Here is a 20797-nt window from a genome sequence, read left to right as displayed (position 1 = left end):
TCCTGGGCCGCAGCGCTTGACGGGCATCCATGCCCGTCACCTCCCTCCGCAAGACCTCCGCTCGGCCTCCTGAAGTCGCATTCGGCGTTTGCTGAACTACCGCGCGCTTAGAAGCAAAAGCAGAGCAAAAGCAGAGCAAAAGCAGAGCAAAAGCAGAGCAAAAGCAGAGCAAAAGCAGAGCAAAAGCAGAACGAAAGCAAAGGCAGAGCGAAAGCAAAGGCAGAGCAGGAGCACTCAGAGGTGGCCCTCATGAATGGCTATTGGTCCTTGTGGCGCGATGCGCCACAATAGCGATCATTTGCGGAGCCCCCCATGACTGATTTCACCCCCGATGCCATCCTCGACGCCACCGGCCTGAACTGCCCGGAACCGGTGATGATGTTGCACCAGCACGTACGCAACCTGGCCGCCGGAGGCCTGCTCAAGGTCATCGCCACCGACCCGTCGACCCGCCGCGACATCCCCAAGTTCTGCAATTTCCTCGGCCACGAATTGCTGCAGCAACAGGAAGAGGCCGGCACCTACCTGTACTGGATCCGCAAGAAAGCCGACTGAACCGCGCTGGAACACACCTCGCGTAGCGCCTACACTGCGCTCCCCAGACAGGAGAGCGCCATGCTGATAGTTGCCGACGAGAATATCCCGCTGCTCGATGCCTTCTTTGAAGGCTTCGGCGAGATCCGCCGTTATCCCGGCCGCAGCCTCGACGCCGCCAGCGTCAAGGACGCCGATGTGCTGCTGGTGCGCTCGGTGACCAAGGTCGACCGGCAACTGCTCGAAGGCAGCAAGGTGCGCTTTGTCGGCACCTGCACCATCGGCACCGACCACCTGGACCTCGACTACTTCGCCGAAGCCCGCATCCACTGGAGCAGCGCACCGGGCTGCAATGCCCGTGGCGTGGTCGACTACGTGCTGGGCAGCCTGCTGACCCTGGCCGACCTGGACGGCGCGGCACTGGCGCAACGCACCTACGGCGTGGTCGGCGCCGGTGAAGTCGGTAGCCGCCTGGTACGAGTACTGCACGGCCTGGGCTGGAAGGTGCTGGTCTGCGACCCGCTGCGCCAGGCCGCCGAGGGCGGTGACTTCGTCAGCCTCGCGACAATCCTTGAACAGTGCGACGTGATCAGCCTGCACACCCCGCTGCAGCGCGGCGGTGAGCATCCAACCTGGCACCTGCTCGGTGAAGCGCAGCTGGCGCAACTGCGCCCCGGTGCCTGGCTGATCAACGCCAGCCGCGGGCCGGTGGTGGACAACGCGGCGCTGCGCGAGCTGCTGCTGGATCGCGAAGACGTACACGCGGTACTCGATGTCTGGGAAGGCGAGCCGCAGGTCGACCTGCAACTGGCAGACCTGTGCACCCTGGCCACGCCGCACATTGCCGGCTATAGCCTGGATGGCCGCCAGCGCGGCACGGCGCAGATCTATCAGGCCTTGTGCCGCTACCTGGGCGAGGCTGAAAAGGTGCAGTTGGCCGACCTGCTGCCACCGCCGCCACTGGCGCAAATCGAGCTCGACGGCACTGCAGAGCCTGCCTGGGCCTTGGCGACGTTGTGCCGGGCGGTGTATGACCCACGCCGTGATGATGCCGATTTCCGGCGCAGCCTGAGTGACAATGTGGCCGAGCAACGAGCGGCGTTCGACCAGTTGCGCAAGCAGTATCCACCGCGCCGGGAGATCGAAGGCTTGGCAGTGCGCGTGCGGGGTGAGGCGCCGCAGTTGGCGCAGATGGTCAATGCCTTGGGCGGCGTGCTGGCCTGATCACCGGCCAGAAATAAAAAACCCGGCATAAAGCCGGGTTTCAAAGGATTCGTGCTTCAGCCGTGGCGTACTTTCTTCACGCGGCTGTCTTCCAGGGCCTTGCAGGCCTGCTGGATCATCTGCTCGGTGATCTCGATCTCGCGGCCCTGGGCGTCGATGATCGAACCACAGGCCTTGGGTTGTGGTTTGTTCTGCGGTTTCACGGTGTCGCTGCCATGTTGCAAGCTCATTGAATATCTCCTCATCAGGTTCAGGCTCAGGTTAAACCTGCGCCATGACTGGCCTGTTACAAAAGTTATCGTGTGCACCAAGGCCTGCACAGTCGAACAGAAAGCGCGGCAAAGCTCCAGAGGCCTGTTAGAACGATGGGCTATAGGCACTGCCTGCGCGGATGAATGGTAGTCTTCAATCTTCCTGCTTTCCTGGTTCACGTCATGCCCGATTCGGCTTCCTTCCGCCAACGCCGCGCCCTGCGCCTGGCCTGGCAGTTCATGCGTCCGTACCGTCGCCAGGCATTGCTGGCCCTGCTGGCGCTGGTGGTCACCGCCGGCATCACCCTGTCCATGGGCCAGGGTATCCGCCTGCTGGTCGATCAGGGTTTCATGACCCGCTCAGCGCACCAGTTGAACCAGACCATCGGCCTGTTTCTGGCGCTGGTACTGGCCCTGGCGGCAGGCACGTTCAGCCGCTTCTACCTGGTGTCGTGGATCGGCGAACGCTGCGTTGCCGACATCCGCCGCGCAGTCTTCGACCACCTGGTGGGCCTGCACCCGGGCTTTTTCGAGGACAACCGCAGCTCCGAAATCCAGTCACGGCTGACCGCCGACACGACCTTGCTGCAATCGGTGATCGGCTCGTCGCTGTCGATGTTCCTGCGCAATGCGCTGATGGTGATCGGTGGCGTGGTGCTGCTGTTCATCACCAACCCCAAGCTCACCAGCATCGTGGTGCTGGCATTGCCGCTGGTGCTGGCGCCGATCCTGCTGTTTGGCCGGCGGGTGCGCAGCCTGTCGCGGCAGAGCCAGGACCGGGTGGCCGATGTCGGCAGCTACGTGGCCGAGACCCTGGGGCAGATCAAGACCGTGCAGGCCTACAACCACCAGGCACGCGACCGCGAACTGTTCGCCGCTACGGTGGAGGCCGCGTTTGCCGTGGCCCGGCAACGTATCGCCCAGCGTGCCTGGCTGATTACCCTGGTGATCGTGCTGGTGCTGGGCGCAGTGGGCGTCATGCTGTGGGTCGGGGGCATGGATGTGATCGCCGGGCGCATTTCCGCAGGCGAGCTGGCAGCGTTCGTGTTCTACAGCCTGATCGTCGGCAGTGCCTTTGGTACCCTCAGTGAAGTGATCGGCGAGTTGCAGCGCGCCGCAGGGGCCGCCGAGCGCATCGCCGAGCTGCTGGCGGCGAACAGCACGATCCTGGCCCCAGAGGCCCCGGTGACGCTGGCTCAGCAGCGTGCCACTGGACGCATCGAATTGCAGCAACTGACCTTCGCTTACCCCTCGCGGCCATCGGTGGCCGCCATCGACCACCTTACACTGACCATCGAGCCAGGCCAGACCGTCGCGCTGGTAGGGCCGTCGGGAGCGGGCAAGTCGACCCTGTTCGACCTGCTCCTGCGCTTTTACGATCCGCAACAGGGGCGCATCCTGCTCGACGGCCAGCCGATCACGGCGCTGGCCCCGGACGACCTGCGCCGCCAGTTCGCCCTGGTGGCGCAGAACCCGTCACTGTTCCGCGGTACGGTCGAAGCCAACATCCGTTACGGTCGGCCCGAGGCGCCCCTGGCCGACGTCGAGGCGGCAGCCCGTGGTGCCCATGCCGACGAATTCATCCGGCAACTGCCACAGGGTTACCAGACGCCGCTGGGCGAGGGCGGCGTTGGCCTTTCCGGCGGCCAGAAGCAGCGCCTGGCAATCGCCCGGGCGCTGCTGGTGGATGCGCCGATCCTGCTGCTCGACGAAGCCACCAGCGCCCTCGATGCGCAAAGCGAGCACCTGATCCAGCAGGCCCTGCCGAGCCTGATGGCCGGGCGTACCACACTGGTCATCGCCCACCGCCTGGCCACGGTGCAGCACGCCGACCGCATTGCGGTGATCGACAAGGGGCGGGTGGTCGCGGTCGGCACCCACCGGCAGCTGATCGAGGAAAGCCCGTTGTACGCGCGCCTGGCCGAGCTGCAGTTCAGTACGGGCTAGGCGTCGCGCACTTGTAACATTTCTGAAGCAATTGCCTGAGAGTATTGATTTCAACTGTTGCGTAAGTGCTCGACCTGGCTGCTATCGATTGATGGCAGCTTTTTTTTGGCCTGCGAACGAGGACAAGGATGTCTGTCGCGGCGCTGCAACGGCGCGCCGTTTCCTTATTCCTTGTTCCCGAGATCCGCGATGTTGCGTAAATCACTCCGAGTGCAAATTCTCACCCTGCTTGGCGGCAGCCTGGCCGCGATGCTGCTGATCGCCCTGGTGTGCTTCCAGTTCCTCTCTTCCAGCGTGCGTGGCTATGGCGAACTGGTTGACGGGCCGCTGCGGGCTTCGCAATTGATCGATGAAGCCAACCTGCAGTTCAAGATCCAGGTGCAGGAATGGAAGAACGTGCTGCTGCGCGGCCGCCAACCCGCCGAGCTGGACAAGTATTGGCAGCAGTTCCAGGCCCGTGAGCAGCAGGTGCAACAACTGCTGGGGCAACTGATCGACAGCAGCGACGCCACGCTCAAGGCACCGTTGCAGCAACTGCGTGATAGCCACCGCCAGCTCGGCCAGGCCTACGAACAAGGGCGTCAGGCATTTCTGGCGGCCGGTGGCGACCCGGTAGCCGGTGACCAGGCGGTGAAGGGCGTGGACCGGGCGGCCAGCGAGCAGATGAGCGCGCTGGTCGAGCAGTTGCGCGGCGACGCCCGTGGCCGCGCCGCCCAGATCAATGCCAGTGCCGAGCGCACCGTGTGGCTGGGCGTGCTGGTGATGCTGGGGTCGGCATTGCTGGTCGGGCTGCTCAGCCTGTGGCTGCTCAACCGCAGCCTGATCGAGCCGATCCGCCAGCTGATCGAATACGTGGCGCAACTCAGTCAGGGCCACTTCGCCGCCCGCGTCGACAGCCGCCGCGAAGACGAACTGGGCCGCCTGGCGCGTGCTGCCAATACCCTGCGCGACTTCCTGGCCGAAACCGTTGGCCGCCTCAAGGACAACGCCCAGGAGCTGGAAGGCGCCAGTGGCCAGTTGCGCAACATTGCCGGTGACATGGCCCGTGGCACCCACGACCAGTTCCAGCGCACCGATCAGGTGGCCACGGCCATGCATGAGATGTCCGCCACTGCCCAGGAAGTGGCCCGCCATGCCGCCGAGGCCGCACGCGCCGCCGACGATGCCGACCACAGCGCCCAGGCGGGCGAACAGGTGATGCAGCAGACCATCGACATCATTGGTGTGGTCAACCGCGAGATCGCCGGCACTGCCGCGGTGATCCGCGACCTGGAAAATGACAGCTCACGCATCGGCAAGGTGCTGGAAGTGATCCGCGGCATCGCCGAGCAGACCAACCTGCTGGCGCTCAATGCCGCCATCGAGGCGGCCCGTGCCGGGGAGGCCGGGCGTGGCTTTGCCGTGGTCGCCGACGAGGTGCGTAGCCTGGCCCAGCGTACCGCGGCGTCGATCGCCGAGATTCACCAGATCATCGAAGCCGTACAGTCGGGCGCGGTGGAGGCGGTCAAAGCCATCGAAAGTGGCCAGCAACGCAGCGAGGAGGGCGCCGAGCAGGTACAGCAGGCCGGGCAGATGCTGCAGCGCATCACCCTGGCGGTGGAGGCGATCCGCGACATGAACCGGCAGATCGCCACAGCGGCCGAAGAGCAGACCAGCGTGGCTGAGGACATTTCGCGCAACCTGATCGAAATCACCCGGATTGCCACGGCCAACCAGGAGGCCGTGCAGCATACCGAGCAGGCGGGGCAGCGCCTGCATGGCTTGTCGGGGCAACTGGGCGAGGTCACCTCGCGGCTGACCGCCTGAGGGTTTGCCGGTCACGTTTGCCAGCCGCAACAAAAAGCCCGCACAAGGCGGGCTTTCTGATGTGGATTTCTGGTCGGAGAGACAGGATTCGAACCTGCGGCCTTCTCGTCCCGAACGAGACGCGCTACCTGGCTGCGCTACACTCCGATGAACAAAATCCTACTGCATAGCATTTTCGGGTGCAAGCCCTTGTAGTTTAAAGGGCTTATGCCAAAAACAGCACCTGGTTCAGAGTTCCTTGACGGTGCGGATCTGGTCTTTGTTCAGGCGCGTGCGCTTGCCGTCGAGCTGTTCGAATTCGTAGAAACCGGAGTCCTCGTCAAAGGAGGGGGTATCCACTGCCTGAATTTCGCGGCCGTCGTTCAGCGTGATCACGGTCGGCGATGCGCAGCCAGCGAGGGCGCCAAGGCCCAAGGCGAGCAGGAAGGCGGGAAGGGTCCGTTGAATCATCGTGTTTCTCCAGTGCGATGGTGCAAGATGACTTTATGACGCAGGGCGTTCGCGCAAGTTCCTTTTACATTCAAGCATAACGGCAAGCCTGGGTTATTGACCTGTGCCTGCCTGCACGGCCGCCTGTGATATAACTGCGCCCATCCCCTTTCCCAGCGACGGACACCCATGAAAGCCAAGGCAGATACCCCCTTCGTGGCGCTGAACATTGCCGTGCTCACGGTCAGCGACACCCGCACTTTCGAAACCGACACCTCCGGGCAGACCTTCGTCGACCGCCTCACCGCCGCTGGCCACACGCTGGCCGCACGCGTGCTGCTCAAGGACGACCTGTACAAGATCCGCGCCCAGGTCGCCAACTGGATTGCCGACGACAGCGTGCAGGTGGTGCTGATTACCGGTGGTACCGGTTTTACCGGCCGTGATAGCACGCCAGAGGCTGTCGCCTGTCTGCTGGACAAGCAGGTTGAGGGCTTCGGCGAACTGTTCCGGCAGATTTCCGTGGCCGATATCGGCACCTCCACCGTGCAGTCGCGCGCCCTGGCCGGCCTTGCCAATGGCACCCTGGTGTGCTGCCTGCCGGGCTCGACCAATGCCGTGCGCACCGGTTGGGACGGCATCCTCGCCGAACAGCTGGATGCCCGCCATCGGCCGTGCAATTTCGTCGCCCACCTGAAACAGGCAGCGGCCTGTGATAGCCGTGGCTGAGGCACCCGCTGCGCGGCCACTGATGCCGGTGGAAGAAGCCCTGGAGCGCCTGCTGGCGCTGGCCGAGGCTGCGCCTATCGTGGAAACCGAACGCGTCTCGCTGGCCGAAGCCGAAGGCCGTGTGCTGGCCACCGAGCTGGTGGCCACGCTCGACCTGCCGCCGTGGCCGAACAGCGCCATGGACGGTTACGCCTTGCGCCTGGCCGACCTGCAGGGCGAGCCGTTGCCGGTCAGCCAGCGGATTTTCGCCGGGCACGCGCCCGAACCTCTGCAGCCCGGTACTTGCGCACGGATCTTCACCGGTGCACCGATGCCGGCGGGTGCCGACTGCGTCGAGATGCAGGAAAACACCGAGGTGCTGGATGATGGCCGGGTGCGCTTTTGCGAAGCGCTGACGCTTGACCAGAACGTGCGCCCACAAGGCCAGGAAACCCGCAAGGGCGAGCAGGTGATGAGCGCCGGCACGCGGCTCGGGCCGATAGAGCTGGGCCTGGCGGCGACGCTGGGTCATGCGCAGTTGCAGGTGGTGCGGCGGGTGCGGGTGGCGGTGCTGTCCACCGGCGATGAGCTGGTCGAGCCAGGCCTGCCACTGGGCCCGGGGCAGATCTACAACAGCAACCGGCGCCTGCTGGTCAGCTGGCTGCAGCGGCTGGGCTGCGAAGTGCGCGACATGGGCATTCTGCCCGATGACCTGGAACGTACCCGTGAGTGCCTGGGTGGCCTGGGCGATGTCGACTTGATTCTCTCCACCGGCGGGGTTTCCGTGGGTGAGGCCGACTACCTGGGTGCCGCACTGCGCGAAGCGGGCGAACTGGCGTTGTGGAAGCTCGCGATCAAGCCTGGCAAGCCGCTGACCTTCGGTCATTACCGCGGTGTGCCGGTGATCGGCCTGCCCGGCAACCCGGCGTCGACCCTGGTCACGTTCGGCCTGTTGACGCGGCCCTACCTGCTGCGCCGCCAGGGCGTGGCCGATGTCACGCCGCTGCGCTTCGATGTACCGGCCGGGTTCGAATGGACCAAGGCGGGCAGCCGCCGCGAGTACCTGCGCGCGCGCATCGACAATGGCCAGGTGCGCATCTACAAGAACCAGAGCTCTGGCGTGCTGCGCAGTGCGGCCTGGGCCGAGGGGCTGGTGGAGGTGCGTGAAGGCACTACGCCGAAACCGGGCGACAGCGTGCCGTTCATCCCGCTGAGCGAACTACTCGGCTGAGCGACCGAGCCAACTGCCACCGCCTTGGGTGGCGTCGGCCGGTGCCGACTGGGTAAGGCGCATGTGCACCGTCTCCAGTTGCTGGGCAGCCACGCTCCAGTCGTGGCGGTTTCGGGCGAACTGGCGGCCGGCCTCGCTCAGTTGGCACATTCGCCACGGCTGGTTGAGCAATTGGGTGACCAGCAGCGCCAGTTGGTCACCGTCATCACTGCCCAGGTAATGCTCGCCGTTGTTGGCGGCCAGGCCCGAGACGCCTTTGCCGGTGCTGATCACCGGCAGCCCGGCGGCCATGGCTTCGAGGATCTTCACCTTGGAGCCACCGGCATAGCGCAAGGGTGCGAAGAACAGCGCGCAACGGCGTTGCAGTTCGCGCAGGTCGGGGCGGTAGCCGACCCATTCGATGCGCGGGTCGTTCCAGCGCAGTTTCCAGCTGACCGGCATGGCATGCCCGGCGATGGCCAGGCGTACCGCCGGATTGCTCATCCACACCTGCGGCAGGATTTCTTCCAGGGCCCATTCGATGGCCTCGACATTGGCTGCGTACTCGAAGTTGCCGACGAACAGCAGGCGCTGGCTGTGCAGGGCCGGGTGGACGTTCTGGTAGTAATCGCAATCGACGCCGTTGACCACCACGTTGACCGGGCGGCCACTGACCTGGCTGATCAATTCGGCATCATGCGGGCTCACGGCCACCACTTCAGTGGGCTGGCGCAGCACGCGCTGCTCCCAGCGCCGGTAACGCCAACGGTCGAAGGCGTTGAGCGGGCGCAGCCACAGCGGCAGGCGGTCATGGCAGGCGGCACCGGTCACTGACTCCAGGTTGTGTTCGCTGAGCATGTAGGGCAGCTCGCGGGCTTGCAGTGCTTTCTCGAAAGGCTGGAAGCTGTAGCTGTGCTCGATCTGGATGACGTCCCAGGGTTCGTCCAGCAATTGTTCGAACTGGCGCCGCAAGACGGGCGACAGGCCATTGATGATGGCCCGCATCGGGTAGTCGATGATGGGCGAGGCGAGCAGGTTGAGCGGGCTGTGCAGCGGACGCCGGGGCAGCACGATCAGGCGTTCGAGCAAGGGTTCGAGGGCTTCGCGGGCGGCATCGCACAAGGGCACTTTCGACTGTACCAGCAAGGTGATCCGGTGGCCCTGCTGCGCGAGCGCGCGCAGCAGGTGGTATTGCCGGGTCTTGCTGCCACTGGTGGTGGGCCAGGGCAGGTAAGGCAGAGTCCAGAGAATGCGCATGAACCGGAAACCTCGCTGAAGGCTGCGGACAAAAAACGCGTCCTCCAGCCTTCAGCCGATGGCTGCCGCCGGGACGCGTCCGTAAATATCAGTAAAGCGCACGATGTCGTCTTCGCCCAGATACTCGCCGCTTTGGACTTCGATCATCACCAGGTCGATGACGCCGGGGTTGGTCAGGCGGTGGGTGCGGCCGGGCTTGATGAAGGTCGACTCGTTGGTATCGAGCAGAAACTCTTCTTCGCCGTTGGTCACGCAGGCCATGCCGCTGACGATGATCCAGTGCTCGCTGCGGTGATGGTGCATCTGCAGCGACAGCGATTCGCCAGGGCGCACCATGATGCGCTTGATCTTGAAGCGCGGGCCTTCCTCAAGTACGGTGTACATGCCCCAGGGGCGGGTGACGGTGCGGTGCAGGCGGTAGGCTTCATGGCCCTGGTGCTTGAGCTGTTGGGCAATCACCTTGACCTCCTGGCTGCGCGCGGCGTCGGCGATCAGCAGGGCGTCGGGGGTGTCGATGACGATCAGGTTGTCGAGGCCGACGGCGCCGACCAGGCGCTTTGGCGAGTCGATGTAGCAGTTGGTCACATCGTGCAGCACAGCTTCACCGTTGCAGTGGTTGCCGTCGTCGTCGGTGTGGCGCAGTTCGCGCACGGCTTCCCAGCTGCCAATGTCGCTCCAGCCCAGTTCGCAGGGCACCACGGCAACCTTGTCGGAGCGCTCCATCAAGGCGTAGTCGATGGAGATGTCCTCGGCCAGGGCGAAGCTGTGCGGGTCCAGTTCCACCTGCAGCACCTTGTCACCCTCCTTGGTCGCGCTCTGCTCCAGGCAGCAGGTCACGCAGGCCAGCAGTTCCGGGGCGTGCGCCTGCAGTTCGGCGAGCACGGTGCCTGCGCGCAGGCAGAACATGCCGGCATTCCACAGGTGGCGGCCGCCTTCGAGGTAGTCGCGGGCGGTGAGGGCGTCGGGCTTTTCCACGAAGCTGGCGACCTGGTGCGCGTGCTTGCCGATCGCCTCGCCTTGCTCGATGTAACCGAAGCCGGTTTCGGCGCGGCTGGGCAGCAGGCCGAAGGTGGCCAGCCAGCCCTCGTTGGCCAGTTGCCGGGCGTGTTCGACGGCGTTTGCGAAGGCCTCGGCGTCCTGGATCAGGTGGTCGGCGGGCAATATCAGCAGCACGCTGTCGTGGCCGTAATGCCTGGCACAGTGCAGCGCGGCTGCGGCGATGGCGGGCGCGGTGTTGCGGCCGTTGGTTTCCAGCAGGAAGTCGAGGGCGAGGTTGCCGGGACTGACCTGGCGGTACTCGTCCTGGGTGCGGAAGAACACTTCGCGGTTGGTGACCGTCAGTACCCGCTCGACGCCCGGTAGCGCCGCAGCGCGGGCGAAGGTTTTTTGCAGCAGGCTCTGGCCATCGGGCAAGCGCATGAAGGGTTTGGGCATGGCTTCGCGAGAAACCGGCCACAGGCGGGTGCCGGCACCGCCGGCGATGATGCAGGGGATCAGAACGCTCATTTCACAGCCTCGACTGTAGGCGCTGGTTACAGCGCAGTGAAGGGGAACTTCGCGACCTGTCACGGTTTTGGCGGAAAAGTCAAAAAACCGACTTTTCACTGCAGCTTCTTCCATGAAGGCCAAATATTTGTCGATCATGCGCCCGATGAGAAAAGCTTTCAATGATATTTATGTGAATCCGGCTGTTTTTTCTCGGCCCTGCTGCCGCTCAATGCGCAATGCAGAGCTGTTTTGCCAGCAGCGTGCAGCATTCCGGCAATGTTTGTGGTCGAGATCTGGACTGAACCAACCCGTGGAGACGCGTGATGCCCAAGCGCAAGGCAATCTTGATCCTGCATGGCAAGCAGGCCATGAACGAAGCGGTGCGCCAAGCCGTGAGCGCCCTGCGCGAACGTGGCTGGACGCTGGATGTGCGGGTAACCTGGGAAGGCGGCGATGCCCAGCGGCTGGTCGGCGAAGCGCTGGCGGCCGGGTACAACCACGTGATCGCTGGCGGCGGTGACGGCACCTTGCGCGACGTCGCCGAAGCCATGGGCCAGGCACGCAGCGAAGCCAGCCTGGCACTGCTGCCGCTGGGAACGGCCAATGACTTCGCCAGGGCCGCTGGCATTTCACTGGAACCTGCCGAGGCCCTGGCATTGCTGGAGCTGCCGCCACGCCCGATTGACCTGGGCCAAGTGGGCGATCAGTTGTTCCTGAACATGGCCACAGGCGGTTTCGGCAGCCAGGTTACCGCCAGCACCTCTGAAGACCTGAAAAGAATGCTCGGCGCCGCGGCCTACCTGTTCACCGGTTTGACGCGCTTCAGCGAGCTGCAGGCGGCCTCGGTCGAGCTATCAGGGCCGGGGTTCGATTGGCAGGGCGACCTGCTGGCGCTGGGCATCGGCAACGGTCGCCAGGCCGGCGGTGGGCAAGTGTTGTGCCCGGACGCGCAAGTCGATGATGGCCTGCTCGATATTGCCATCCTGCCGGCGCCGCAGGAAATGGTCGGCGCACTGCGTGACTTGCTGGCAGGTGAGGGATTGTTCGTGCGGGCGCGTTTGCCGTGGGTCGAGATCACCTGTTCCCAGGGGCTGGACATCAACCTCGATGGCGAACCTCTGCAGGCCGACAGCCTGCGCTTTGCGGCAGTGCCGGCGGCGCTGCGCCTGCACTTGCCGCTGAATTCACCGCTGATCAGTCGTCCAGGCTGATGATCTTTTCGCGCACAGCGAACAGGACCAGGCCGGCCACGTCATAGATCTGCAGGCGCTTCATGATCTGCGAGCGGTGGGTTTCCACGGTCTTGATCGACAGGCCAAGGCCGGCGGCGATTTCGCGGGTGGACTTGCCGCGCACGATCAGGCGCAGGATCTCCAGCTGCCGTGCAGTGAGGTTGTGGCGGTCGACGCCAGCCTGCTTGCCGTGCTGTGCGCGCATCAGTGCCTGGTTGATCACGGTATGGGCGATGGCCGGGCTGAGGTAGCGCTCGCCATTGCGCAGGGCAATCAGGGCCTGCTCCAGCTCGGTGGCCGTGGCATCCTTGAGCAGGTAGCCGTGGGCGCCGCTTTCCAGCGCCCGCATGATCAGGTCCGGGTCGGTATGCATGGACAGGATCAGCACCTTGCAGGTGTTGCCCGTGGCGCGCAGCTGGGTGAGGGCATCGAGGCCGCTGGTCGAACGCATGGAAATGTCCAGCAGGACGATGTCGGGTGCCAGTTGCCGAACCTGCTCGAGCAACTGGCCGCCGTCATCGGCTTCGCCGACCACGGTATAGCCGGGGATATCGGACACCAGGGCACGGACCCCGGCACGGATCAGCGAGTGGTCATCCACCAGCAGCAATCTACAGGTCATGATGAAGCGGTAGTCCTGGCGCGTTCATGGGTACGGGGTTGCCACGGGAACAGCACGTCGATCGTCGTGCCCAGGCCGAGCTGGCTGGTGACCGTCAGGCTGCCGTTGAGGGCGGTGGCGCGTTCCTGCATGCCGGCCATGCCGCGCTGGCCGGCCTCGGCCGGATTGGCGGCCGGGACAAAGCCCTGGCCGTCGTCCTGGATCGACAGGGCAAGCCCCGTCGCGTTGCGTTGCAGGCGGATGGTCAGGTTGCGAGCCTGGGCGTGGCGCAGCATGTTGGTGACCGCCTCCTGGGTGATGCGAAACGCCGCCATGGCGACTTCCTCGCAAATACCGCCCAGGCGCTGATGGCACTCCAGGCTCCAGTGCACGTCGGTGCTTTCCAGGGTGCGCACCAGGTGCGCCCGCAGGCTGGCCTCAAGGCCAAGGCTGGCCAGTTGCCGTGGGTTGAGGATGGCGGAAACATCGCGCACCTTGCTCAGGGTGTCTTCCAGGGTACTGCGCAAGCTGCCACAGTGCGCCTGCAAGTCGTTCGGTACACGGCGTTGCAACCATTCCAGCTGCATCTTGGCGGCGGTGAGCAACTGGCCGATGTCGTCGTGCAGTTCGCGGCTCAGGTGCTGGCGCTCGTTTTCCTGGACCTTGAGCATGCGGCCGGCCAACTCCGCCGGGCGCAGGCTGATCGACTTGGCGCCGTGGCTCAGGTGCCAGCAGACGCCAAGCGTGGCCACCAGTTGCAGCAGCAACAGCGTGGCAGGCATGCCGTGCCCGCCGACAAACAGGACCAGGTTGGCAAGCAGCGACACCACGCACAGCAATGCCGTCGTCCAGCGCAGCAAAGTGGCGCGTGAACGGCAGCGCAGAGATATCTTCAAGCGTGGGAACATAAAATTGAGAAGCCACTGAAGTCTTGCTGATGGGGTCGTGCACAGCTCTTGGCAGAGCCTTTGGCGTTTGTGCTTGCAACAAATGGCGAGCGCGGTTCGATGTGGTATGCGGGGAGGCGGCGGCCGGCATTTGTTTGCGCGTATCTTAACACTTCGGCTCACTTTGGTCGCGCTGGACAATGCTTTGAAACCTCAGCATTTCCGGGCTCGGGAGGGGGCTCGGCAGGGTTGCCGGGCATCAAAGTGCCACTTTCGAACTGGGTGATGACCGCCCCGCGTTCAACTTGCGAAAGGCCGCTCGAGTGCAAGGGGCTGAACGAGTGAAGAACGCCACAAGTTAGGCCTGATTTGCGTTTTGAACCCTGTGCTTAGTTGGTGTTGCCAAGCCGTCTAGTGGCGCTGTGCGGGCCTGCTGCATGAAAAGCTGGCCGGCACCGTGGAATGCGGATGCATGCAGTTGTTGCGGTTATCGTCGCAAGACGCACACGTTTGCGGCAACGGCTGATGCAGGGCCGTTGCCAGTTCGCTCAGTAGGGTCACCTGCTCGCAGGTATCGAGGGCGAGCCGGCCGGTGTGCACGTCGACCAGTTCCAGTTGCCAGGCCAGCAAGGTCAGGCAGGCATTCAGCCTGGGCAGGGCTGCGTTGTCCAGGCGCTGCTGCTTGCAGGCCGGGGCCAGCAGCTGGTGCAAGAGGCTCGCATAGTGGGCGACTTCGAACAGGCCCAGGGCGCTGGCGCGTCTGGCCAGGGACTGGAGGGTGTTGTTCAGGCATTGGCAGGCGTCCGGATCGTTGCTGATCAGTTCAAGATGCTGCAGGCATTCCTGGGACTGGGTCAGCAAGACCTGGGCATCCAGCAGGAAGTCCTGCAGGGTGTCGAAGTTAGAGACGCTGCTGTCCATCAAGACACTCCGGCGCGTTGGGCTGGAGCAGGTGATGGGCACACCATGTCGATCGCTAGCAAAAGCCTGACTCCATTCATGCAGTGAGAATGGCGTCACATTAATGGCTAAAGGATATCGCGAACATCAGGTTGCACCTGATTGCTCCTAGGGGTTTCCCTGATGGCGCCTAGGGTGCGACAGGTTGCCCTGGAATGGATCCAAGCGAGGCATGTCGCAGTAAAGCATGATGCTAATGTGATATCAATTGCCCCGCGGGGCATTTTTTTGTGGGGGTCAAGATGCGCAGGAACGCGCCGATATAGAACGGATCATTTCATATTTTTCGACACAACCCAGGGGGTTTTCCAATGGCTGGTATTCTCGACACGGTAGACCAACGCACGCAGCTGGTGGGTGAGAACCGTCTGGAAATCCTGATGTTCCGCCTGGCCGGTCGCCAGTTGTTCGCGATCAACGTCTTCAAGGTGCAGGAAGTGCTGCAGCTGCCCAAGCTGACCCTGATGCCGCAGCGCCACGCATTCGTCTGTGGTGTGGTCAACCTGCGTGGGCAGACCCTGCCGGTGATCGACCTGTCCCAGGCGATCGGCATGCGCCCCCTGCAGCCAGGGCCGGACAGCACCATCATCGTCACCGAGTACAACCGTTCGGTGCAAGCGTTCCTGGTGGGGGGCGTCGATCGCATCGTCAACATGAACTGGGAGGCGATCATGCCGCCGCCTTCCAGTGCCGGACGCCAGCATTACCTGACCGCCATCACCAAGGTGGACGACAAGCTGGTTGAAGTGATCGATGTGGAGAAGGTGCTGGCCGAGATCGTGCCTTATAACGCCCGGGTCTCCGGCGACAAGCTGGCCGACCCGGTACTGGCGCGCGCGCGTGGCCGTGAAGTGCTGCTGGTGGATGACTCCAGCGTGGCCCTGGCGCAACTGCGCGATACCCTGTCGCAACTCGGGGTGAAACTGCACGTGGCCAGTGATGGCCTGAAAGCCCTGCGCCTGCTCAAGGGCTGGGCCGATGCGGGTGAGGATGTCTGCGAAAAATTGTTGATGGTCTTCACCGATGCGGAAATGCCCGAGATGGACGGCTATCGGCTGACCACCGAGATTCGCAGCGATGCGCGTCTGCGCAAGCTTTACGTGGTGTTGCATACCTCCTTGTCGGGCAGCTTCAACGAATCAATGGTGAAGAAGGTCGGTTGCGACAATTTCCTCTCCAAGTTCCAGCCTGATCGTCTGGTCGATGTGGTCAAGCAGCGCCTGCTGCTGGATACCCACAACGCGTGATCCTGCTGCCGGCCCGGTATAAGCTTGGCTTTTGACAAGGCATGAGGCGGGCAGGGATGTTTCTCAGTGAGTTGTATCGATACCCGGTGAAGTCGGGGCGGGCGCAATGCCTGCAGGGTTCGCCGGTGGGGCTTCTGGGGTTGCAGGGCGACCGACGCTGGATGGTGGTCGAGGAAGAGAACGGACGCTTCCTCACCCAGCGAGCCTGGCCACAACTGGGCCAGCTGAAGGCCAGCGCGGGCGAGGCTGGCGAGTTGCTGCTTGAGCTGCCTGGGCAGGCGCCACTGCGAGTGGCGGTGCCCGCCGCAGACGATGCGCTGCGCGGCGTGACCATCTGGCGCGACACCTTGCGCGTACCGGACGCGGGCGACGAGGTTGCCGACTGGTTGTCGCAATGGCTCGGCAAGGCGGTGCGCCTGGTGCATTGCCCGGAGCAGCGGGCACGCTACCTGCCCAATGGTTACGGCCTGAACAGTGACCGTGCGGCTTTCCCCGATGGCTTTCCGTTGTTGCTGATTGGTCAGGGCTCTCTGGATGAGTTGAGCGGCAGGATTGGCCGGCCCATGGAAATGCTGCGCTTTCGGCCGAACCTGGTGGTGCAAGGGGCTGAGCCGTTTGCCGAGGATGGCTGGAAGCGGATTCGCATTGGCGAACTGGAGTTCAGAGTGCTCAAGCCCAGTGTGCGGTGCATCTTCACGACGCTTGACCCGGCGACCGGGGAGCGCAGTGCCGACCGTGAGCCTTTGACGACCTTGAAGACCTTCCGCGAGAAGGAAGGAGACATCTTGTTCGGGCAGAACCTGGCGGTGGATGGCGCAGGCTGGCTTGAGGTGGGGATGGAAGTCGAAGTACTTGAATAACCTGCGTCGGCCTCTTCGCGGGCAAAACTGCGAAGAGGCCGGCACAGGCTCAGCAATTATCACATGTCATCGAAATACCGCTCATGCCAGTCCACCAGCGGCTGCGGCACATTGAGCTTTTGCCCGTAGATCACCGAATACGACAGCACGTTCTGCACATACTGGCGCGTTTCGTCGAACGGGATCGATTCTACCCACACGTCGAAGCTCAGGTGCTTGGCGCCCTTGAGCCACTGCCGCACGCGGCCGGGGCCGGCGTTGTAGGCCGCGGATGCCAACACACGGTTGCCGTTGAACTGGCCGTGCACCTGGCTCAGGTAGGCCGCACCGACCTGAATGTTCTTTTCCGGGTTGAACATCTGCTGCGGCGAAGCCAGCGGGATGCTGAACTTGCGTGCGGTTTCCTTGGCGGTGGCCGGCATCACCTGCATCAGGCCGCTGGCCCCGACGCTGGAACGGGCGTCCTCCATGAAGGCGCTTTCCTGGCGGGTGATGGCAAACACCCAGCTTGAGTGCAGCCCGCGCACCTTGGCTTCACGCACCAGGGTGTCGCGGTAGGCCATCGGGAAGCGGATATCCAGATCGTCCCAGTACTGCGCCTGGCTGATGGTGCGGATGGCCGGGAAGTACCAATGCATGTCGTAGGCCAGGCGTGCCTGGGCGACCATCTCGTCGCGGGTGAAGTGGCGGCTGACGTGGTACCACTCGCGGCGCCCCTCGACGACCTGGCCGCGGGCGTGGAACTCCAGGGCGCGCTGGATGCCGGGGGTGTTGCGCACCTTGTTGACCAGTTGCGGGCTCATCAGCAGTGGCTTGTTGTTCAACTGGTAGGGCGTTTTGGCCCGGTCCGCCGCGAGGAAGCCGTAGAAGTCACGCTCGCGTGCCACATTCTTGTACAGCAACGGAACCTGCGGGTTGTTCGGCTGGGCCAGCTCCAGGGAGCGTGCCTGCCAGTATTTCCAGCGGCTGCTGCTGGCCAGGTCCTGTGGCAGGCGCCGGGTCAGCTCGTAGGCATCTTCCCAGCGGCCCAGGCGCAGCAGCAGGCGCAGGCGCCATTCACTGACGGTGTTGTCGCGCAGTTCGGGGTCGTAGCGGGTCATCAGGTCCAGCGCGCGCGGGTCGTAACGGCGCGCCAGGGTCAGGCCGATCTCGCGGGCGATGGCGACTTTCTCGTCACGCGAGAAATGCATGCGCTGGGCGTAGTCGTCGAGCAGTGCCATGGCCTGGTCGGGGTCCTGCCGGGCCAGGCGGCGCAGGCCGAGGCTGACCACATCGGACATGGCCTCATTGGCTGGGGTGAAGCGTGACGGCTGATTGAGCAGTTCGGGCTTTTGTGCCACGTCGATCAGCAGCCTGCCCTGTGGCCCGAGCGTGGTCAGGCCCTGCACCAGGCTGTTGGCCAGCGGGTAGTTGCGCGCCTGGGCAGCGAGCTTGGCGCGGTTCCAGCGCTTGGCCTCGGTCAGCTGGCCTTCTGCGGCCCACATGCCGAACAGGGTGTCGCAGGCAGCCGGTTGCGTCTTGCCGACGTTCCACAGTTTTTCGGCACTGGCGAAGCCTTCGGCGCGCTGGCCGTGGCTCAACTGGTACTGGCCATTGAGGCAGTCCAGTTCGGTGAAATTGAGCTTGGGGTCGTAGTACTTGACGAAGGTGTTCCATTCGCCGCGTTCGGCCAGCCAGCGCAGCCAGCGCAATTTCATCCAGTTGGCCTGGGGCAGGTCGCCGTGCTTGGCCAGGAAACCTTCGATTTCCTCGTTGCTGGCACTCTTCAGGCGGGCGGTCAGTTCGTCGTAAGCCAGGTACGGTGTGAGCGGGTAATCGCGCAGCGCCGGGGCGTAGCGCAGGTAGGGGCCCTTGTCGCCCTTGGCCAGCGCACGCTTGGCCTCGTCGTAATACTGACGTTGCGTGGAAAGGTCGATGGCCTGCGCCGCATTGGCGGTGGCGGCGGTGAGCAGCAGGCAGGAAGCAATCTGTAACAGGCGGCTGCGCATGATACGTCCGGGCAGTTGAACCATGGGGAAGTGACGGCGAAGCCAGCACTGTTGAAATCTGATTGCATTAGCTTAGCCGTTTGCCGGCGGCGGGTGATAGCGCTGTGCTTGTAACCAGGCATTAACGCTGACCGAGCGTCGCCAAGCCCCTGTAGCGTGGTCAACTTAATGCCGGGAAGGCCCAAGTCAGGTAGAATGCGCGCCCGCTTTCTGGAGACGAACATGACCCTGCTCAAATTCAGCGATGTGTCCCTCGCATTCGGCGCGATGCCGCTGCTGGACAAAGTGTCCTGGCAGATCGCCCGTGGCGAGCGGGTGTGCATCATCGGCCGCAACGGTACCGGCAAGTCGAGCATGCTGCGCCTGGTCAAGGGCGAGCAGAAGGGCGACGATGGCGAGATCTGGCGCGCCCCTGGCCTGAAGATCGGTGAACTGCCACAGGAGCTGCCGGTTGCCGACGAGCGCACGGTGTTCGACGTGGTCGCGGCAGGCCTGGACGGCGTTGGCGAGTTGCTGGCCGAGTTCCATCACCTGAGCCAGAACATCCAGGGCGATGAAGATCTGGAAAAACTCATGCACGTCCAGCACGAACTGGAGGCCCGCGATGGCTGGCGCCTGCAGCAGGTGGTGGAAAGCACCCTGAGCCGCCTGCAACTGCCCGCTGACAAGACCCTGGCCGAGCTCTCCGGTGGCTGGCGCCGCCGCGTGCTGCTGGCCCAGGCGCTGGTGTCCGAGCCTGATCTGCTGCTGCTCGACGAACCGACCAACCACCTGGACATTGGCGCCATCGCCTGGCTCGAAGAAGCCCTGCGCGGCTTCAACGGCGCCGTGCTGTTCATCACCCACGACCGCTCCTTCCTGCAGAACCTGGCCACCCGCATCCTCGAACTGGACCGCGGCGGCCTGATCGACTGGAACGGCGACTACGCCAGCTTCCTGGTGCACAAGGAGGCCGCACTGGCCGCCGAAGAAACCGCCAATGCGCTGTTCGACAAGCGCCTGGCCCAGGAAGAAGTGTGGATCCGCCAGGGCATCAAGGCCCGCCGTACCCGTAACGAAGGCCGCGTGCGTGCGCTCAAGGCCTTGCGTGTGGAACGTGGCGAGCGCCGCGAGCGCCAGGGCAAGGCCAACATCCAGATCGAGGCCGCGGACAAATCCGGCAAGCAGGTGATGGTGCTGGAGAACGTCAGCTTCCATCACGCCGATGGCCCGCTGCTGGTCAAGGACTTCTCCATGGTCCTGCAGCGCCAGGACCGTATCGGCCTGCTGGGTGCCAACGGTACCGGCAAGACCACCCTGCTGAAGATGATGCTCGGTGACCTGGAGCCGACGGCAGGCAAGGTCGAGCGCGGCACCAAGCTGGAAGTGGCTTACTTCGACCAGATGCGCCACCAGCTCGACCTGGAAAAGACCGTCATCGACAACCTCGCCGAAGGCCGTGATTTCATCGAGATCGATGGCCAGAATCGCCATGTGTTGAGCTATCTCGGTGATTTCCTGTTCAGCCCGCAGCGTGCTCGCACGCCGGTCAAGGCGCTGTCCGGAGGCGAGCGTGCGCGCCTGCTGCTGGCCAAGCTGTTCAGCAAGCCGGCCAACCTGCTGGTGCTCGACGAACCGACCAACGACCTGGATGTGGAAACCCTCGAGCTGCTCGAAGAGGTGCTGTCCAACTACAAGGGTACCGTGCTGATGGTCAGCCACGACCGGGCCTTCCTCGACAACGTCGTCACCAGCACGCTGGTGTTCGAAGGTGAAGGCAAGGTGCGCGAGTATGTTGGTGGCTACGAGGACTGGATCCGCCAGGGTGGTTCGGCGAAGCTGCTCGGCGTGACCGAGAGCAAGGGTGGCAAGTCCGAGCTCAACAGTGCCGTGGTCGAAAAGCCGGTGGAAGCAGCAGCGCCTGCGCCAGCCGCGCCGGTGGCGGATGCTTCGAAGAAGAAACTCAGCTACAAGCTGCAGCGCGAGCTGGAAATGCTGCCGGGGCAGATCGACGAAGTGGAGCAGCGCATGGCCGAAGCGCAGGAAGAAGTGAACGCTGCTGGCTTCTATCAGCGGCCGATTGCCGAAACCTCGGCGGTGTTGGCCAAGATCGAGAAGCTGCAGGGTGAGCTGGATGCGCTGGTAGAGCGTTGGGCTGAGCTGGAAGGCTGAGTTTGCTGTGCTGGCGC

The 20797-nt window shown here is 64.0% G+C and carries 18 protein-coding genes, 1 tRNA gene and 1 pseudogene; 11 read left to right on the top strand and 9 right to left on the bottom strand.

Annotated features, from left to right (window positions below):
• Window positions 1-312 precede the first annotated feature (312 nt).
• A complete protein-coding gene (tusA, locus tag F6X59_RS26960) occupies window positions 313-555 on the top strand; it encodes a sulfurtransferase TusA (RefSeq protein ID WP_027919534.1) in 243 nt (80 codons plus the stop codon).
• A gap of 60 nt (window positions 556-615) precedes the next feature.
• Window positions 616-1758 (top strand): 4-phosphoerythronate dehydrogenase PdxB, encoded by a 1143-nt coding sequence (gene pdxB / locus F6X59_RS26955; protein WP_152959119.1) that lies wholly within the window; start codon window positions 616-618, stop codon window positions 1756-1758.
• Between the two features lie 56 nt (window positions 1759-1814).
• On the opposite strand, the gene F6X59_RS28470 is transcribed toward pdxB, so the two are convergent.
• Entirely contained in the window at window positions 1815-1988 is a 174-nt protein-coding gene (locus F6X59_RS28470; RefSeq protein ID WP_178120135.1) for a PA1571 family protein, read from the bottom strand.
• A 204-nt stretch (window positions 1989-2192) separates the two neighbouring features.
• Here F6X59_RS28470 and F6X59_RS26950 point away from each other — a divergent pair, with 204 nt between their 5' ends.
• The 3 genes and pseudogenes from F6X59_RS26950 to F6X59_RS29075 all read left to right on the top strand — a co-directional run bounded on the left by F6X59_RS26950 (window position 2193) and on the right by F6X59_RS29075 (window position 5762).
• Entirely contained in the window at window positions 2193-3956 is a 1764-nt protein-coding gene (locus F6X59_RS26950) for an ABC transporter transmembrane domain-containing protein (RefSeq protein ID WP_152959118.1), read from the top strand.
• A 189-nt stretch (window positions 3957-4145) separates the two neighbouring features.
• A pseudogene (locus tag F6X59_RS29080) lies at window positions 4146-4877 on the top strand (HAMP domain-containing protein); the annotation flags it as partial.
• A gap of 117 nt (window positions 4878-4994) precedes the next feature.
• Entirely contained in the window at window positions 4995-5762 is a 768-nt protein-coding gene (locus tag F6X59_RS29075; protein WP_371922753.1) for a methyl-accepting chemotaxis protein, read from the top strand.
• Window positions 5763-5832: 70 nt separating this feature from the next.
• Here the strand turns inward: F6X59_RS29075 and F6X59_RS26940 are convergent.
• Together F6X59_RS26940 and F6X59_RS26935 are read right to left on the bottom strand one after the other, a co-directional pair.
• Window positions 5833-5909, bottom strand: a tRNA-Pro gene (locus F6X59_RS26940).
• A gap of 81 nt (window positions 5910-5990) precedes the next feature.
• A complete protein-coding gene (locus tag F6X59_RS26935) occupies window positions 5991-6212 on the bottom strand; it encodes a YgdI/YgdR family lipoprotein (RefSeq protein ID WP_027596642.1) in 222 nt (73 codons plus the stop codon).
• A gap of 168 nt (window positions 6213-6380) precedes the next feature.
• Here F6X59_RS26935 and moaB point away from each other — a divergent pair, with 168 nt between their 5' ends.
• Both moaB and glp read left to right on the top strand, forming a co-directional pair.
• A complete protein-coding gene (gene moaB / locus F6X59_RS26930) occupies window positions 6381-6920 on the top strand; it encodes a molybdenum cofactor biosynthesis protein B (RefSeq protein ID WP_152959116.1) in 540 nt (179 codons plus the stop codon).
• On the top strand, window positions 6904-8130 hold the full coding sequence (gene glp / locus F6X59_RS26925; RefSeq protein ID WP_346654571.1) for a gephyrin-like molybdotransferase Glp: 1227 nt from the start codon (window positions 6904-6906) through the stop codon (window positions 8128-8130). Before moaB ends, glp begins: the two co-directional genes overlap by 17 nt.
• On the opposite strand, the gene F6X59_RS26920 is transcribed toward glp, so the two are convergent.
• On the bottom strand, window positions 8119-9366 hold the full coding sequence (locus F6X59_RS26920) for a glycosyltransferase family 4 protein (RefSeq protein WP_152959115.1): 1248 nt from the start codon (window positions 9364-9366) through the stop codon (window positions 8119-8121). The genes glp and F6X59_RS26920 overlap by 12 nt on opposite strands.
• A gap of 51 nt (window positions 9367-9417) precedes the next feature.
• The gene (locus tag F6X59_RS26915) at window positions 9418-10872 is read right to left on the bottom strand and encodes a mannose-1-phosphate guanylyltransferase/mannose-6-phosphate isomerase (protein ID WP_152959114.1); all 1455 of its coding nucleotides are present in this window, start codon (window positions 10870-10872) and stop codon (window positions 9418-9420) included.
• A 305-nt stretch (window positions 10873-11177) separates the two neighbouring features.
• On the opposite strand from F6X59_RS26915, the gene yegS reads away from it, so the two are divergent.
• The gene (yegS, locus tag F6X59_RS26910) at window positions 11178-12065 is read left to right on the top strand and encodes a lipid kinase YegS (protein WP_152959113.1); all 888 of its coding nucleotides are present in this window, start codon (window positions 11178-11180) and stop codon (window positions 12063-12065) included.
• Here yegS and F6X59_RS26905 read toward each other — a convergent pair.
• The 3 genes from F6X59_RS26905 to F6X59_RS26895 form a co-directional block, all read right to left on the bottom strand.
• Window positions 12049-12708: a response regulator transcription factor gene (locus F6X59_RS26905; RefSeq protein ID WP_152959112.1), complete on the bottom strand. Its 660-nt coding sequence runs from the start codon at window positions 12706-12708 to the stop codon at window positions 12049-12051. The genes yegS and F6X59_RS26905 overlap by 17 nt on opposite strands.
• Window positions 12705-13595 carry a sensor histidine kinase gene (locus F6X59_RS26900; RefSeq protein ID WP_152959111.1) on the bottom strand — a complete coding sequence of 297 codons (891 nt, stop codon included), beginning with the start codon at window positions 13593-13595 and terminating at the stop codon, window positions 12705-12707. Before F6X59_RS26900 ends, F6X59_RS26905 begins: the two co-directional genes overlap by 4 nt.
• 390 nt (window positions 13596-13985) lie before the next feature.
• Entirely contained in the window at window positions 13986-14495 is a 510-nt protein-coding gene (locus F6X59_RS26895) for a histidine kinase (RefSeq protein ID WP_152959110.1), read from the bottom strand.
• 350 nt (window positions 14496-14845) lie between these two features.
• On the opposite strand from F6X59_RS26895, the gene F6X59_RS26890 reads away from it, so the two are divergent.
• Window positions 14846-15781: a chemotaxis protein CheV gene (locus F6X59_RS26890; protein ID WP_152959109.1), complete on the top strand. Its 936-nt coding sequence runs from the start codon at window positions 14846-14848 to the stop codon at window positions 15779-15781.
• A 56-nt stretch (window positions 15782-15837) separates the two neighbouring features.
• Entirely contained in the window at window positions 15838-16641 is an 804-nt protein-coding gene (locus F6X59_RS26885) for an MOSC domain-containing protein (RefSeq protein WP_152959108.1), read from the top strand.
• Between the two features lie 59 nt (window positions 16642-16700).
• Here F6X59_RS26885 and F6X59_RS26880 read toward each other — a convergent pair whose 3' ends face one another.
• Window positions 16701-18629: a transglycosylase SLT domain-containing protein gene (locus F6X59_RS26880; protein WP_152959107.1), complete on the bottom strand. Its 1929-nt coding sequence runs from the start codon at window positions 18627-18629 to the stop codon at window positions 16701-16703.
• Between the two features lie 222 nt (window positions 18630-18851).
• Here F6X59_RS26880 and F6X59_RS26875 point away from each other — a divergent pair, with 222 nt between their 5' ends.
• Window positions 18852-20780 carry an ATP-binding cassette domain-containing protein gene (locus F6X59_RS26875; protein ID WP_152959106.1) on the top strand — a complete coding sequence of 643 codons (1929 nt, stop codon included), beginning with the start codon at window positions 18852-18854 and terminating at the stop codon, window positions 20778-20780.
• The last annotated feature ends 17 nt before the right edge of the window (window positions 20781-20797 follow it).

Source organism: Pseudomonas sp. MN1F, assembly GCF_009391885.1.
Classification (GTDB): domain Bacteria; phylum Pseudomonadota; class Gammaproteobacteria; order Pseudomonadales; family Pseudomonadaceae; genus Aquipseudomonas.
This window is presented reverse-complemented; position numbering and strand designations above follow the sequence as displayed.